Source organism: Candidatus Kuenenia sp., assembly GCF_027493735.1.
Taxonomy (GTDB): domain Bacteria; phylum Planctomycetota; class Brocadiia; order Brocadiales; family Brocadiaceae; genus Kuenenia; species Kuenenia stuttgartiensis_A.
Window position 1 is genome coordinate 248,568 of sequence record NZ_JAOSKF010000020.1, and the last position, 16,450, is coordinate 265,017.

15 protein-coding genes are annotated in these 16,450 nt (G+C 39.0%); 1 reads left to right on the plus strand and 14 read right to left on the minus strand.

The annotated features are described in order from the left end of the window. The first annotated feature begins 99 nt into the window (after positions 1–99). On the plus strand, positions 100–1,356 hold the full coding sequence (gene rho, locus M5U24_RS13870; RefSeq protein ID WP_197705414.1) for a transcription termination factor Rho: 1,257 nt from the start codon (positions 100–102) through the stop codon (positions 1,354–1,356). Between the two features lie 1,027 nt (positions 1,357–2,383). Here the strand turns inward: rho and M5U24_RS13875 are convergent. From M5U24_RS13875 to M5U24_RS13940, 14 genes are all read right to left on the minus strand, one after another. Then, entirely contained in the window at positions 2,384–4,603 is a 2,220-nt protein-coding gene (locus M5U24_RS13875) for a glycosyltransferase (RefSeq protein WP_298202741.1), read from the minus strand. Then, the gene (locus M5U24_RS13880) at positions 4,519–7,419 is read right to left on the minus strand and encodes a putative capsular polysaccharide synthesis family protein (protein WP_298202743.1); all 2,901 of its coding nucleotides are present in this window, start codon (positions 7,417–7,419) and stop codon (positions 4,519–4,521) included. The genes M5U24_RS13875 and M5U24_RS13880 overlap by 85 nt, the downstream gene beginning before the upstream one ends. After that, positions 7,416–8,198 carry a class I SAM-dependent methyltransferase gene (locus M5U24_RS13885; RefSeq protein WP_099325200.1) on the minus strand — a complete coding sequence of 261 codons (783 nt, stop codon included), beginning with the start codon at positions 8,196–8,198 and terminating at the stop codon, positions 7,416–7,418. Before M5U24_RS13885 ends, M5U24_RS13880 begins: the two co-directional genes overlap by 4 nt. Next, complete coding sequence (locus M5U24_RS13890; RefSeq protein ID WP_099325199.1) at positions 8,195–9,328, minus strand: DegT/DnrJ/EryC1/StrS family aminotransferase; 1,134 nt, start codon at positions 9,326–9,328, stop codon at positions 8,195–8,197. The genes M5U24_RS13885 and M5U24_RS13890 overlap by 4 nt, the downstream gene beginning before the upstream one ends. 570 nt (positions 9,329–9,898) lie before the next feature. Next, positions 9,899–10,300: a hypothetical protein gene (locus tag M5U24_RS13895; protein WP_099325197.1), complete on the minus strand. Its 402-nt coding sequence runs from the start codon at positions 10,298–10,300 to the stop codon at positions 9,899–9,901. A 703-nt stretch (positions 10,301–11,003) separates the two neighbouring features. After that, positions 11,004–11,273: a hypothetical protein gene (locus tag M5U24_RS13900; protein ID WP_099325194.1), complete on the minus strand. Its 270-nt coding sequence runs from the start codon at positions 11,271–11,273 to the stop codon at positions 11,004–11,006. Further along, a complete protein-coding gene (locus M5U24_RS13905) occupies positions 11,260–11,616 on the minus strand; it encodes a hypothetical protein (RefSeq protein ID WP_099325193.1) in 357 nt (118 codons plus the stop codon). Before M5U24_RS13905 ends, M5U24_RS13900 begins: the two co-directional genes overlap by 14 nt. A 100-nt stretch (positions 11,617–11,716) precedes the next feature. Continuing rightward, positions 11,717–13,111 carry a glycosyltransferase family 2 protein gene (locus M5U24_RS13910; RefSeq protein WP_298202747.1) on the minus strand — a complete coding sequence of 465 codons (1,395 nt, stop codon included), beginning with the start codon at positions 13,109–13,111 and terminating at the stop codon, positions 11,717–11,719. 125 nt (positions 13,112–13,236) lie between these two features. Further along, on the minus strand, positions 13,237–13,401 hold the full coding sequence (locus M5U24_RS13915; RefSeq protein WP_157820510.1) for a hypothetical protein: 165 nt from the start codon (positions 13,399–13,401) through the stop codon (positions 13,237–13,239). Beyond that, the gene (locus tag M5U24_RS13920) at positions 13,388–13,732 is read right to left on the minus strand and encodes a DUF6516 family protein (protein WP_197705393.1); all 345 of its coding nucleotides are present in this window, start codon (positions 13,730–13,732) and stop codon (positions 13,388–13,390) included. The genes M5U24_RS13915 and M5U24_RS13920 overlap by 14 nt, the downstream gene beginning before the upstream one ends. Next, a complete protein-coding gene (locus M5U24_RS13925) occupies positions 13,729–14,046 on the minus strand; it encodes a hypothetical protein (protein ID WP_099325191.1) in 318 nt (105 codons plus the stop codon). Before M5U24_RS13925 ends, M5U24_RS13920 begins: the two co-directional genes overlap by 4 nt. A gap of 558 nt (positions 14,047–14,604) precedes the next feature. Continuing rightward, on the minus strand, positions 14,605–15,633 hold the full coding sequence (locus tag M5U24_RS13930; protein WP_099325190.1) for an Rpn family recombination-promoting nuclease/putative transposase: 1,029 nt from the start codon (positions 15,631–15,633) through the stop codon (positions 14,605–14,607). Between the two features lie 69 nt (positions 15,634–15,702). Beyond that, positions 15,703–15,849, minus strand: coding sequence for a hypothetical protein (locus tag M5U24_RS13935; protein WP_157820509.1), 147 nt, complete (start codon positions 15,847–15,849; stop codon positions 15,703–15,705). Further along, positions 15,840–16,073 (minus strand): hypothetical protein, encoded by a 234-nt coding sequence (locus M5U24_RS13940; protein ID WP_099327027.1) that lies wholly within the window; start codon positions 16,071–16,073, stop codon positions 15,840–15,842. The genes M5U24_RS13935 and M5U24_RS13940 overlap by 10 nt, the downstream gene beginning before the upstream one ends. Between the last annotated feature and the right edge of the window lie 377 nt (positions 16,074–16,450).

Here is a 16,450-nt window from a genome sequence, read left to right on the forward strand (position 1 = left end):
GGTAAGGAGACAATGAATATGGTCTTGGACAGTAAAAAAGAAATAGAAGTAATAGATAAAGAAACAAATGAAAAATATGAGGAAATCAAACGCGGCAAAATGCACATAACAGAACTGCAAAAGAAAACAATCAAGGAATTACAGGATATCGCCAAGAAGGAAGGGCTTAAAGAATACACGGGATTAAAGAAGCAGGAACTGATCTTTAAAATCCTGAAGGAAAGAGTCAATCAAAATGGTCTGATGTACGGAGAAGGCGTAGTGGAGGTGCTTCCGGAGGGTTTTGGTTTTCTCCGTTCACCTGACTATAATTACCTGCCTTGCCCGGACGACATCTACATTTCGCCTTCGCAAATACGCCGTTTTGGCATTCGTACCGGCGCTGTTGTATCAGGGCAAATAAGGCCACCAAAGGATTCAGAACGGTATTTTGCATTGTTGCGTGTTGAGGCAATAAATTTTGAAAATCCGGAAATGATGGGAGATAAGATTGTTTTTGATGACCTGACTCCCCTTCACCCAACTGAAAGGCTTTTTTTAGAAAAAGATCCTGCTGAACTTGAGACAAGAATTATGGATTTTGTTACGCCTATCGGCAAAGGCCAGAGGGGTTTAATCGTAGCGCCTCCACGCACGGGGAAAACAGTGTTGCTTCAAAAAGTAGCAAATAGTATTACAAAAAACCATCCCGAAGCGTATTTGATTATCCTGCTCATCGATGAAAGGCCGGAAGAAGTTACGGATATGGACAGGTCGGTTGATGCGGAGGTTATAGGATCTACCTTCGATGAGCCGGCAAGCAGGCATATTCAGGTTGCGGAAATGGTAATAGAAAAGGCAAAACGCATGGTGGAATATGGCAAAGACGTTGTTGTGCTGCTCGATTCCATCACAAGACTGGCAAGGGCATACAACACAGAGATTCCCCACAGTGGCAAAATACTGTCCGGCGGTGTGGATGCAAGTGCCCTTCAGAAACCTAAAAGGTTTTTCGGGGCTGCAAGAAACATTGAAGAAGGCGGCAGCCTTACCATCATTGCAACCGCACTTGTTGATACGGGAAGCAGGATGGATGAGGTTATTTTTGAAGAGTTCAAGGGCACTGGCAATATGGAGCTTCATCTTGACAGGAAGCTGGCAGACCGCAGACTGTTTCCCGCAATTGATATTACCCGTTCAGGTACCCGCAAAGAAGAGTTAATTGTTAATGCAGACGAAATTAAACGCATCTGGATACTCAGAAAGGTGCTTAACGAAATGAATCCTATAGAAGCTATGGAATTATTAAAGAACAGGCTTTCAAAAACAAAAACAAATGCCGAATTTCTGATGACGATGAATATTAGCGGACTCTAACGGGGTGAATCTTTACAACAGTTTATTAATACACGCCTTCAAAAAATAAAAACGCTTTTTTCTGTACCTTCCTTTTACCAATTGACCCTTATTGAAAAATAACGGGCATATCTCAATGAAGAAAGTATGCAGCACTGAAAATTGGCACGAATAGGGGCATTATGCGAGTGTTCTGTTAATTTAGCCACCTTCCGTGATATTGCCTTTCATAAAGAACAAGGCAGTATGCCTAACACTTTAAATAGCGAAGAGAAAAGATGCAACAACACGGTCATATATTTTTTTAATGGTAACGGATGGAGCCCATGCACTCTGTCTCCTAATCAAGGGGGGAGCATTCCCGATTTTTTGTAAAAATGTCATTTAGCAGGGGGAGAGAATAGTAACTCAAGCTTCCAGCTTGAGGGCAAAATGCCACAAGCAGGATGCTTGTGTTACAATGTACAATTAGTTAACCAAAAAATCGGGAATGCTCCTGTTGTTCAAACAATGTCCCCCGCTGGCGGGGGTTCAGGGGGTGGACTGGATTTCTCCATCGATTCAACTACCCCTTTATTATGAAAACAAACTTGCCCCTCTTTCCTACGCTCCGCACACGGGTCAAATGGACAATTTTATCCTGTTTCGTGACATGCATTTCCACGCAAAGCTTAGGAATTAGAAGAAAAACTTATGGCTATTCATGTTATAAACCTTCCAGATTTCCTCCGCAGACAATTCCACCCCCTTATTCCCCCGCCAGCGGGGGACAGGCTTGTCACATCCCTTGCAGCGTAGTTTTGCCCCAATCACACAAACGGTTATAAAAAATCAGGAATGCACCCCTTCACAAATTTGTCTATCTGATACTATCGGCTCCTGAGACGCGTCAGATATTTGATTGTTTATTTTCCTTAAAGACATCGGGTGCATGGTGAAATATACGGCGCGGCCCGTCAGCTCTGTGTATGTCATAATATTTCACATTGTCAGCCATAAGTCTGTCCATGTCTTTTGCGTTCTCCGTCTTCTCTGCGGTATACCAGTGTTATGAAATTTTCAGGCTGGATATTTTTTCAAGATTTTGTTGCGCCTCTGCGTAATCAACGTCTATTGCCAATGCCTTTTCAAAGCAGTGCCTTGCATCATCATGCATTCTTTTCCTGAAATACAAAACGCCCAAATTGTTATAAATAGTGGCGTCAGCATTGTGTAATTCAACTGCCTTTCGGAAAGCAGCAATGGCATCGTCTACCTTTTGGGTATTTATGTATGAAAGGGCAAGATTGTAGTATGCGTCATAAAGGCGGGAAGTTTCTTCCGGCGGTAATTGTTGCTTGGGAGAAGGGCTTGTTTCGATGGCTTTTTTATATGCATCAATCGCTTCGTTGTAAGCACCACTTTGAAATGAAGCTTCCGCTCTATTAAATAGTCCTCTAATTTGTTTTTCCCGGTAAATTTTTATTCCCCGTTGTAAAACAACATTTCTTGTATAATCCATTACCTCTTTTCTACCGAATGTGGTTGACGAGCCATCTTCCCTCCAGGAATATTCACAGGTAATTTTCCTGATATGCGCAAATTGGAATTTTGTTGACATCCTTATCCATAAATCCCAGTCCTCGTGAGCACCAAGCGTTTCATCAAATATTCCTACAACGTCAATGCACGATTTATAATGCATAATACAGGGCGTCGGTATAAAATTACCCGTAAGGATACGATCATAGTCAAAGTCAAAAGAATAAGGTATCTCTTTGTTTTTTGTTATATATTTTCCGTGTTCCTTCTCTTGAAATGCCCTGTAAGCATCTGTATAAGCAACTTTATAAGTATTGTTTGTTTCCAGAAAGCTGACCAGTGTTTCAATATGGTCGGGATAAAAAATATCATCATCATCAAGATACGCAATATATTTACCAGAAGCATGTTTTATTGCAGTATTTCTTGCAGCAGAGCGATCTTTATTTATATTGTGAACGAAATATTTGATAGATAATCGATCCCTGAATGTATCAATGACATTTAGCACATCTATTCCGGCGTCGTTAACTACAATGGTTTCAATAAACTTGTACGTTTGTGCGACAATACTCTCCAGTGCAATCTTCAGGGTGCCTGGTCTGTTGTAAGTGGGAATAATGATGCTGACTAATGGTAACTTCGCGATGGGTTTCTCTTGGATATCCTTTAACTTTTTATATTTTTCTTGAATAACAAGTGTTTCTTGTTGGGTTAGTTCCTGGTTTCTATATTCTGCACTTTGTGGAGATCTTAGATATAATCCCAGATATTCAGGAATATGTTTAAAATGATATTTTTGGGAAATTCTTAACCAAAATTCATAGTCTCCGGCGACCTGGAATATATCATCAAAATAGCCAAACTCACTATGAACTAACTTTCTCCACATCGGTTGTGGTCCAATGCTGCATACTTTTAACAAATAATTTCTGTTGAAATCTGGCCATTGGAAGACACCAACTGGTTTGTGGTGTTCAAAGGTCTCATTTTCTGTTTCGGTAATAATTTGATTCCCGTATACCAATACAACATCAGGGTTTTCATCCAATTCATTTGCTAAAATTTCCAAACCATCCTTGCGGTGGCGGTCATCCGTATTGGCATTAGTGATATATTCTCCTTTGGCAATTTTGATTGCCCGGTTCCAGGCGGCATAAATGGTTTCCCGTTTTTCAGTCCGTATATAAACAATGTCCCTGTATGATTTTTGAAACTCATCAACAATAGCTTGTTCATTTTGCGGTGAACAACTGTCTATCACAATAATTTCCAGTGCACCCTTCTTGTATGATGTTTGATTTGTCAAATCCTCTAAACAACCACGGATAAATCGTTCGGAATTGTATGTCGATACTATTGCAGAAACTTTAATATCTGAACTTTTCTCTTCTGATACATGGATTAGTTGCTCAAGATATTCCAAGTTCTCCTTTGCAATTTGATTGTTAGAATCATTCCTTAAAACTTTGTTTAAAATTTCTCTTGCGTTAAATAGGTTATTTTCTGAGATTTCTATAACCGCAAGATCATTAAGTGCATCAATGTGCCTATCATCGATCTCTAAGATATTTTTCAATATCTCACGTGCATTCGAATATTCCTTCTGTTCAATTAGTTTCTCAGCTTCTAAAAATAATTTATGTAAAGATACCTGATTTTCTAAATATTTAACATTCTCAAGTGCAACATTATTAGAAGGATCAAGTTCAAGAATTTTTGTAAAACTTCTCGTGCTGATTCCCAATTTTTTTCAAGAATTTCCGTTACTGCAAAATTGTTAAGTGCTTTTACATTATTTGGTGACTGGTTAAGAACTTTTGCTAATAGTTCTTTTGCCTTTTTAGCATTACCCTCTTGCAATGCTTGTTTGGCTTGAAGATTAAGCATTTCTAATAGATGTTGAAAATCTGCCTCTGTTCTTCCGGATATTCCAGAACAAGCTTCAGTCGTAACGGCAGTAGTTCCAAGTGCAGTCGCCCCCGCTGGCAACGGTGCGTGATCTTTAACGTTCACTTGTTTCTTTATGTATTCGAGGCTTTCAATAGCAGTTTTATTTGCCGGATGTAATTGTAATACCTTGGTTAACACCTTTCCGGCGACTTCAAAATCGTTTCTTGCAATTCTGATTTTAGCAATAGCATTCAAGGCATCCACGGAATTCTTGTCAATTTCTAAAACCTTTTCCAATATCTTATATGCTTCAGCATATTGCTTTTGTCCTACTAATTTTTCTGCTTCTAAAACTGCCTTGTATAAAACAAGGTGTCTTTCCAATTGTTTAGTATTTTCCAGCGCAACCTTGTTGGAAGGGTCAAGATATAAAACCTTTCTTAAGGCTTCTGTTGCCGCATCCCAATTCTTTTCAAGGATTTCAATAACTGCAAGATTATTAAGCGCTTTTATATTGTCCGGTAACTGATTAAGAATTTTCGACAATAGTTCCTTAGCTTTCTGTATATTACCGTCTTGCAATTCTTGTTTGACTAGTAAATTAAGAAATTCCAAAGATTTTTCCGTGCTGATACTCAACACGTCAGCCGATGACACCTGTCCTGCTTTCCCGTAGGAACTATCACTTTGCCATTTTCTCAACAAAGAATTCATCTTATCAAGGAATGGATGAATCGTTTTATTCAAATCTAATTTGTTTTCAAAAAAGCCATAGCATCGTTCTTTGTATGCAAAAGGGGCTTCGCACAAGGCTCCTGGGTTTATACCATCGCCACTTTTAAGCGATATACCAAGACCATACGACTCTACGTATCTGCTCATTTCGCCAATCTCATTGATAAGCAACGGCAAGCCATGCTGAAGATATGTAGCTATCTTACCGGATGCCATTCCGAGGTAAGTTAGATTATTACCGGTAAAAATACCTTGTTTGGTTGCTCTGTAGAGCGCTATGCCTAAATCGCAGGAATGTAATAATATATGCATATCTTGCACTAATTTAACAGGGTCAAACGAAAAGTAAATATTTGGTTTGTTTTTGTAGCGTTCGTATATGGTATGCACTCCACCATCAAGTCCGTAACGATTGTGCAAAACCAGCACCCACTCAGGATCCCAGCGTGAAACGCTTTCTATAAGTTCTTCCGCCATTGTCCATTTATCAATACTACCCGCCAAAAGGGCTATTTTCTTTCTGTGGTCTATTCCGAATTTATCGTGAAAATACCAACACCTTTCACCGCGTTTTACGGCACGTCCGGCAACCGGAATGTTAATTATTTTTTCCAGTGGAATCCTGTTTTCCTTCGATAATTGAGCGGAGCGAATCTCATCCTGACAGATAGCAAAAGAAATATTCTGACACGCGTGTATTTCAGTCTGTTTGAATTGCACACCGGCTTCATCAGCAAAAAATATTTCATAAGAGATCAACCCACAAGGAACTTCCAGTGCACTAGCGATAATTGAAGCTTCAATAATACCACGGTCAACCCCAACCACGAGATCATAGTCCTTGTAAACACTTCGTACATGTAGTGCTAATTCTTGCGGGGAAAAAAACACTTTTGAAGCCAATAAGCATACTCCAGCGGTACTATCTCGTGTCCCATCGAAAAGGAACATCTGTGATCCATAGCACAGAGCCTTCTGAGCAATCGTTTCATGCTTCAGAGAAAAAACATCTGCACTGCAACCGTTTTCACATAGAATTTCCACAATTCCGCTCAGATTAGGGTTGTTGTGCAAGTTTCCTTCCGGGTGGACAATCAATATTTTTTTGTCTTTTTTATTGTAAAAAGACTTGCCGGACCATTTTTCTTTAAAGGAAGACAACTCCCCCTCCGTATAAAAATGTTTTGAATACCTGGAATCGTATATTTTATCAACTATCTGTCCAGGGATACGCAATGAATTTACTACTTCTTTGTAGTATTCGTTATACCACTTATCTGACCCTATATTTTCTTTTACGATAGTAAAATCATGTATGTCTAAAAACTGCCGAAAAGCTTCCTTGTGAATTTCAGATAATTTCTCCAACTTAATGACAAGAATATCTGCCTTTTCCGTTTGAAATATTTGATAACCATTCGTCTTGCTAAAGTCATGTGAATAGACGTCAAATCCGAATACTTCCTTGATCTCTTTGTCAAACCAACTGCAGGCATAATCAGTTGATTCGTCAAATTTAATGATCATGTTGTATAAATATGTTTTAATTTCTATCAGGGCATTTTTACTATCAAGTGTTCTAATTTGTGGGAAATCGCGCTCTATGTTTTGAAATAGATCAGATATATCCCTGGCTATGGGATCTCTAACAAGGGTAATAACTTTCCATTTCTGCTCTCGTGTGGAATTTTCAATCTCGATACATATCTGTTTCGATTCGTAAATATGGTTAGGAACTTCTATATATGGAAGGCTTCGGTAGTAATCTTCCACACTCTTTATCCCGCTTTTTGACAAAAAATGTGCGTGGTAAACTCTGTTATAAAGATTCAGTCTCTGCAATGACTTCAAAATTGCTGTGGAGCCTACTTTGCCCATTTGATAGACAAGGATGGGTGGCAAGGATTTGTTATTTTTTTCCTGACGCGGTTTCATTTAGCAACCGCCATTTGCTTTGTAGCGACAAAATAAGCCTTCCATGTATTTAAACCTAAAGGATTGTCCGTCATCCATTCGGCACATTCTAAAGTGTTTAATCCTGAAACAGATACTAATTCATCTATCTCCGGCTTAAATAAATACCGCATAGGGTGGGTTTCCCTGATTTCAGTAACATTATTGGTAACTTTGTCAATGACGAATACGTGATACTTTACATGCACCTTATTCTCGTTTGGAAATATTTCCGGTTCTGCAATCCTGATTATTCTGGTATCTTTACTCTCTACTCGCTTAATTCTCGTTTCAGGTCGCACATGCAATACTGCAGGTCCGTACCAACAATCAAAAATAAAAAGCCCATTATTATTCAGATGTATCTTTACAGTTTCAAAAACAGATTTCAAGTCCGCATTAGTAATTTGGTAACTGATTACATGAAACAGCGAAATAACAATGTCATAGGTTTTATTTGCTCTGTAGATGCGAACATCACCTTCATGGAACTCCAGGCAATTTTTAAATTTATCGATATCTGTAAGTTTTGAGTTCGCTTTTTTGATGTTAGATCCGGAACAGTCTATGCCGGTAATATCGTATCCTTTTTGTGCTAAGAGAAAATCATGGGTTCCCGTGCCGCACCCGAGATTCAGGATTGATTTTGCATTTGGCCGGTATTTTTTAATGATAGTATCAATAAAACCCGCCTCGGAAGCATAATCTTTGTCGTTATAGAGAATATCATAATACTCGGAGTATTTATCAAAAACCTTCATGCCAGCACCTCGTGTAGCGCCCGGGAAACTTCATTTATTTGGTTATCCGTTAAGGCAAGACCGCTGGGGATATAAAATCCACGGCGGGAAATCCTTTCAGCAACTGGATGAGATTCTCCTTTAAAGAACCCCATCTTTTTGAATACCGGCTGTTCATGCATCGGCCAGAAAAACGGACGGGTACCGATGCCTTTCTCACCCAATCGTTTCATGGCTTCTTCTGCGTCAAAAGGGATTTCGTCTTTTAGCACAATGCCATAAACCCAATAGATGTTTTCTGCATAATCCGTTTTTTGTACCGGCAGGTCAATTGATTTAATGTCGGATAGAAGTTCGGTGTATTTTTGTCCCATTTTGCGTTTTTTTATAACAAACACATCCAGTTGTTCCATCTGTGCTATTCCAACGGCTGCCTGAAGATTGGTCATTCGAAAATTCCAGCCAAGTTCCTCATGAACAAATCTTTTCTTAGCCAGAAAACAGAGGTTTCTCAAAGAGCGGCATTTCTCTGCTAACGCGTCACTATCGGTCAAAATCATTCCCCCTTCGCCGGTGGTTACATGCTTGTTAGGGTAAAAACTCATTGTGCTTATATCGCCATAACTGCCACATGGCTGCCCCTTATATGTTTGCCCTAGCATCTCTGCCGCATCTTCAATAATCAAGAGACGGTATTTTTCTGCCAGTTCTAATATTGGTTCCATATCCACGGGAAGGCCGTAGATATGAACCACCATAATCGCCTTTATTTTCTTGTTCCCTTTCCTATCAATCTCATCCTTAAGCTTAATCTTGAGTTTCTCCGCATCAATATTCCAGGTAATGGGGTCAGAGTCTATCAAAACTGGCATTGCACCGGCACGAACGACAGCAGCAGCACAGGATATTATGGTAAAGGTGGGTATAATAACCTCATCTCCCTCTCCGATGCCGAGGGCTGCAACCGCCGCCTCCAGCGCAACAGAGCCGTTGCTTACGGCGATTCCATGCCTTCTGGATACACGCGCAGCAATACCCTGTTCAAACTGGCGGACAAAAGGCCCTTCCGAAGATATCCAGCCGGTATCGATGCATTCTGCCAGGTATTTCTTTTCATTGCCGGTTAGCAGTGGTTCGTTGACGGGGATCATAGTTTGGTATATCCAGGTTGAGGTTGAGGTTGAGGTTGAGATTTTAGGGATTTGATGAGGCGATTAATAGATTCATATAATTTGTTTAGCTTGTGGTCAATCATACTTATATCTGCCTGGTGAAAATATCTTACTATCAAACCATATCCCAGGTGGTTTTGCGTCTCTGCTACTGAACCTCTGGAAAAATAATAGAAATTAATTTTGTCGTTTATATGATACCGACCAAATGCCTCTGCAATGTTTGCGGGGATACTTAAAGCTGCCCGTCGTATTTGAGAAGTTAGACGGGAGCATTCCCGATTTTTTGTAAGTGTTCATGGAGTTGGGGCAAAACAACCCTGACAGGGTTTGAAACCCTGTCAGGGTTAACACTACTGTACGTTTTATTAAAACATGGCGGAAGTCACAAAAAATCGGGAATGCACCCAGTTAGACCATAATCCTCTTTCTTTGGAAGAGATTCCGTTAGCCGGAGAACTGATTCTGCCATCTCCATTGCCTCACTCCATATAGGCATTTCCCTGAAACTTTTATACATTCCTCAACCTCAATCTCAATCTTTATCTCTTAAAACCTCTCCTTATCCTCTTCACCAGCGTAGGGTCCCTGTTTAACCTCAATCATTTCTGTATCTTCAAGCATCAAAAAATCATGGCCGCCTGAGACAAGCAGGATTACATCGCCTGCTTTTAATGTCCTGCAATCCAGATATTGTTTTTCTTCATTGTAGAAATTTATCTTAACCTTGCCCTTTTTTATAAACAAGGTTTCCTGCGTATATTTAACATTTCTTGGAACGGGTTTATGGATATGCGCCTGAATTGTATATCCGGCAGGACGTTTCATATATGCAAGCTGCTGTGAGAAATTATCAGGCGTTAAGAATTCAATGCCCTCTTTTTCATATTCAGCATAGATGATAATTGCTATCATGCGATAGTCATCGAATATTTGTTCTATTTTATTCATGTTTTTAACATATCAAACCAGCATATCAGGGGATATATTATTACTAGTATAACGTTTCATTAAAATATCTACATTGATACCGTCATTGCGAGCTACAGCGAAGCAATCTTAAGTCTTTTGGGAACAAGAGATTGCTTCGTCGCTCCACTCCTCGCAATGACATTTTTTGTAGGTTTTTCTTTGTACTACTATCCATCAATTTCTTGTTTTTTATGCGTGTTTTTCATGCCGCCATTTCCGTAAGTGCTTTAATATCAAGGGCTTACGTAAAGTTTTGAGTATTGGGTTTTTGTCATTTGAACTTGTTTCATATTTCGACATTCGTATTTCGAATTTGGTTGCGGCCAAAGGCCGCGCTAGGTCCTTTGTGGTTAAACTCTTTTTGGTTACGGCTTTGCTGCGCTATGTTGCAACGGGAGCATTCCCGATTTTTTGTAAAAATGCCATTAGCGGGGGAGGGGAAGAATAGTAACTCAAGTTTCCAGCTTGAGGGTAAAATACCACAAGCAGGATGTTTGTGGTACAATGTACAGTTAGTTAGCCAAAAATCTGAAATGCTCCTGTTCAAACCATATCCCTTGAAGCGTTGTTTTGCCCCAATCACACAAACGGTTACAAAAAATCGGGAATGCTCCTTGTCGCAACTGTCTTTCTATTTTAAACTCGGTTGTAATATAATTTAGATACTCATTCACCCATTTTATCAATCAATGATTCCCTTTTGTTTTAAAATGTTGATGTAATTGTTGTAATTCAATGAACAATCAATTAAGTCTTTGAAATCCTTTAAAGATAGTTTTAACTGCCCTCTAATCTTAGATACAATTTTATCGGGAATGTCCCCTTTCCCATGAGAGTAATGAACTCTTAATATCTTCTTCTCATTTACAGTCAACCACCCATAATTATGTCCCGTAGACCGCGTCTTCAATTCCAGTTTTTTGAATAACCTTTCTACTTCATTTTTCTTCACTTTTTACAATAACCTCCTCTAAGAAGGTTAACCATTTTTTAGGGAATTTACCTAAATTGTCTCTGTCCGCCTGTAAATCTTCATAGATATTGATTATTTCTTCACACAACCGATTAATTGCTTCAAATTCTGTATCAGCATAAGCAAATGCCTCTATATCATCTAAGGATGCTATAAAAATGTCCTTTTCCATTTCAATCGTAATATAAATAGGTTTTCTCAATATATATTTATAGTGTTTTAAAGTATTTAACGGAGTTATCTTAAAATGCCTTTCTATACTATTAATCAATTTTCGGGAAAGCATTTTATACTGTTCATCTGTCAATATATTTGTTTGCATTTTATCCTCTCCGGGTATTTTTAAAGAATATTATGAAATTAAACACAAAATATACAACGTATTTATTACACGTTATTGACCGATTATTTAATACGTTTAATCAAACCCGGTTAAGTCTGGACTTTAGTATACGTTCAACAAGCCGAACTGCCGCTTGGGGTGCAGTCTTCAGTTCTTCTAATAACACCTGTTGATTTTTCAATAATATATCTACTGCCTGTTTATTATCGTGCTGAATAGTTAATTCAGCAATGGCAGCACGTACTGCTTCCCGTGGGCGGTCAAGTGCAGACAGACACAAAGCACGGGTTAGATGCACTTTCGGCATGTTTGGATATTGATGTACCATGGTATCTAATTTAGATAGAGCGGTAACCATGTCGTCAGAATTAATAAGGTTAAAGGCATCCTTGAACATATCCTGAGCCGTAGTCCGTGGCCATTGTAGGTGTGTGGAGCGTTTTTGGATACGATCACTCACCTCTTGAATTTGTTGTTGCTCTTGTAGGTTTAACTCAGGGAGTCGGTAATCAAAATAGTCTTCCTTCAAGACCCATTTCAAAAGCGTCTTACTTTTTTGTACTGCCTCCTGATGGAAAAGAAACCCATCAACGTAAGCATTATGAATCCGCTTATAGATAATTTGTTTATATTGATCATAAGCAGGGACGTTTGGTAAGAATTGATCGAATATCTGGTAGTTAGGGATTTTTATATTTGACAGCCCTTTATTTTTTCTTATTTGTGTATATGAATCACAAACACCCTGATAAAAGAATCGTTTTTCAAAATAGGCTACGGTGAGTCTTTCCCGTGGAATGTGGTGATATACTTTTGCGCCAGGGGCGTAGACCGCCTTGAGTCCTTTTCCTTTCATTTTCAGGGCCAGCCCGGTTTCTCCATCGCCCTGAAAGTGTTGTAGGGATTTTGGTATATTATCCGGATGAAAACCCCCTAAATCAAAAAGCGTTTTCTTTCTTATTGCAAAATTCAATCCCCAGACAAATACGGGATCTATTTCCAATCTTTCTTTTCCCTTATTTAGTAGACTCAGTGAGCCGCATGTTAATTGATCATCTTTCCATGAATAATATTTCTCGACCCATTGGGGAGGGTCAACTTCATACATGTGAAGACTGGGACCTCCAACCATGTGAACTGACTCATCTTTGAGTTCCGCCATTATTGCCGATAACCACCCGTTGACCGCCTCAATATCATCATCGACAAAGACAAGTATTTCTCCCTTTGCTTCCGACATTCCTCGATGCCTGCCGGATAGGAGCCCTGGTTCTGGCTCATATATATATCTGATATTGTTTTTATTTAATAATGCAGCTCGTTCTGTTATCTCCCCTGTGTTGTCTGTTGAGCCGTTATCCACTACAATGATTTCATATTGAGAGGATGGAAAGTCTTGTTCTGCGAAAGATTGAATTGCGGAAGTTAGCCACTTTGAACGATTGCGTGTTGGTATTATTATTGATGCATTCATTACATTTTCCAGTCTTATTGGCTATTGAAGTGGGAAGCATTCCCGATTTTTTGTAATTCGACATTGTAACTATTTCCGTTTTTTTATCTTTGACTACCAGAGGGGAATTTAAATCGACCCTGTTCTCATTTTGGAAAAGCCTCGGTTCTGCAATCCGTAATAATGCAAATATTTTCGTATACCACTCTTTTAATATTTAATTTAATACGTATTTCCTGTTTTGCAGTACCACCGGCTTTATCATGGGTATCTATATGAGTAATTGATAATTTTTGATCAGTGTCCATCATTCAAAATCTCATAAATATGGTTCAAAATATCTTCCAGCGTTACTTCTTTTGAGGAAGATATGGAGGCCTTTTCATGTTTGTGATGTGGAAAAGTATCTATGTCTTTCCAGTGCATTGCATTGTCCCAGCGAATTATTAAATGACTATTTCTGTCTTGCCAGTGAAAAGAGTATTTGCGTCCGTGGGGAAAGGTATAATCCTTTATCAGAAGTCTTGAATCATCCATAAACGTAATTATTGCCTTAAAACGATACGCCAGTGGTTCGCTGTCCCAAACAAGGATTTCATATTTTTTAATAATATCTTTATATTTGTCGAGTATTTCCTTCATTCGCCTTTTATCTCATGGGCTTTTTTTTGCCAATATCTAAAATTTTCAAACGCAAATTCCCAATCCATCAAATCGTCTTCCCATTCAAAATTCTCTTCTTTTTCCATAGATTCGACTTTATGTTTGAATTCTTCGTATTTGCAATCATACTTTTTCTCAAAGAATGCGTTTTCTGCTTCATATTTATTAATTTTATTTAAAATAAGGTTTAAAGCATAGTTCTTTAAAAGCCCTATTGGAGAAACTTCCATCTCCGTATAAATATTTCTTAGCGTATCAGGTATTTCAAGTTTTTCTTTAATATCAGTACTCATTTTTATGTCCTCCTGAATTATTTCTTTCTATTTGCATATTCTTAACTGACGTTAACTATTCAGCATAATTTATCAAACCACCGTAACAGTTCACCCACTCCTAAATCCCCAAGAGGGGACTTTTTGTATTCCCCTCTTGGGAGGGGCTAGGGGTGGGTACTTTTCAAATACCAAGACAATCCGGAAAGAGTGAACTGTTACAAACTACCGGAGTGCAAAGCGCAACTCGTTCCCAAACTCCGGTTTCTCGCCTGTCTGTTGATAGATAGGGAATAAAATCACATGATTCAGACAGTTTATAATTTGTCAAGTCAAACCCTCACTGGAAACAGAGTTTTCCAGTGCAATTTCATTCCCAAACAGTCATCCTGTTGCATTTGCAACACCCAGAAACGATGAAAATGGTTTTATAGCCATATCATATTGCGGTACCTGTACTTGAGCTATTTTTTGTAGTCTTATTTTCGAGCCAGATACTTCACTATGTTCAGTACAAGGTTTGGGAACGAGCCGCGTATCGTTTACGCTGAATAGTTACAAATATGGTCTCTCAAAAATTTAGAGCAATTTTTCAATTTCCTCCATATTCTTTGATATCTTTACCGCCTCTTTTATTGACTCCAGCTTCTCTATCACGGCTATTTTCCTGATACGCTCCAGAAGCCTTAAACCGTTAACTCCATACTTTAGCTCCAAACCTATCTCTATCGCCTCTATTAGACCCTCTATCCTTCCCTTCCTCTCGCCCTCTATCGCACCTTCCGCTCTGCCTTCCTCCCTGCCTTCCATCCGACCTTCCATCCTACCGGTTATTTTACCCTTTTCTATTAATCTCGCCGCTATTGTCATACTTAATTTACCTCCTTCCTCTGATATCTCTTTTAAGGTGTCTATTACCCGTTCTTCCTCTATATCCGATGCATAGTACAAATACCTGATTACACTTTCCAGAAATTTTACCCCTCCTTCCTCTTCAAAATACTGCCTCCCTATTTCAAAGAATACCTTTAGCTTGTCTCCCAGAATTTTGTCATTATATATGTTCCTCATCAATAACATGGTTATTTGGAGGGATGCCCTTCTAAATACCCTGTCCTTTATTTCCTCATTGCTGTAACTACTCAGGTCTGTCAGCAGATATTCAAATTCCGGTATAAATCTTAAAAATTCCTCGTCTATCCCTTCAAAATAGTCTCTGAACCTTCTTGCTTTCCACGTATCTTTGCCGTGATATAATATCACCGGAATTACCGGCATGAGTCTTTGCGCCTGCTTGTTGTTTGATTCCCATATCTTTAAAAGGTATTTCATCAACTGCAGATACGGACATGCTACGGCATAACTCTTGTGCTCGAATAAAAGGGTTATCCGGAGTTCTTTGTCTTTACAGAAACAGGTGTATACAATGTCTGAGAAATGTTCTTTGTGTTCTTCGTCGATATATGAGTTATTATCCTGTGTTAAAGTGGACAAATCCAGTTTTTTCAGGATTTTTGAGGGAAATGTACCACTAAGGAAATCGATTACATTTTCCCGGATGGAAAATGTCTCTTTGAAGAATTTGTCGTGTGGATTGATTATTTCCATTGATGATCTTTCTGTAATATTGCAACACTTTAACTTTTTGAAAAATTCCGACAATAACGATATGCCGCATTAATGTAAGGGGCAAAACATTGCCATAACACGGCATAGTTGTGTGCATAGTATCAGGAGCATCCCTGCGCCTGACCTCCCGCCGGCAAGGATGCTGGCGGGATATTCCTCAAACCGGCAAATGTTTCGTTCATCAATTAATCCCAAGATTCTCTCTCCTTACGAACATATTCCTGCGCATCGATGCCTTTCCAAATGTCTGCCCCCAATCCTTCAATTTCAGTAATTCTATGTTTAGCCCTTTTTTTCATAAGAGTTTTTTTCAGCCCGGCAGAGATGATTTCAACTAAACTTAATTGATCCTCTGGTCTTAGATCTTGAATTCCCCTTACATAGTCATTATAAGTAAGTGATTCCTTTTTAGTAGTCATTGTATATTTCCTTTTCCTTTCTTTTCCCTTATTTAGGAGACTCAGTGAGCCGCATGTTAATTGATCATCTTTCCAGGAACAATATTTATCGATCCATTTGGGAGGGTCAACTTCATACCTGGGAAGACTGGTACCTCCAACCACATGTGAACTGGCTCATTTTCGAATTCCGCCATTATTGACGATAACCACCCGTTGACCGCCTCAATACCATCATCGACAAAGACAAGAATTTCTCCCTTTGCTTCCGATGCCCCTCAATGTCTGCCGGATAGGAGCCCGGGTTCTGGCTAATATATATATCTGATATTATTTTTATTTAATAATGCAGCCCGTTCTGTTATCTCTCTTGTGTTGCCCGTTGAGCCGTCATCCAC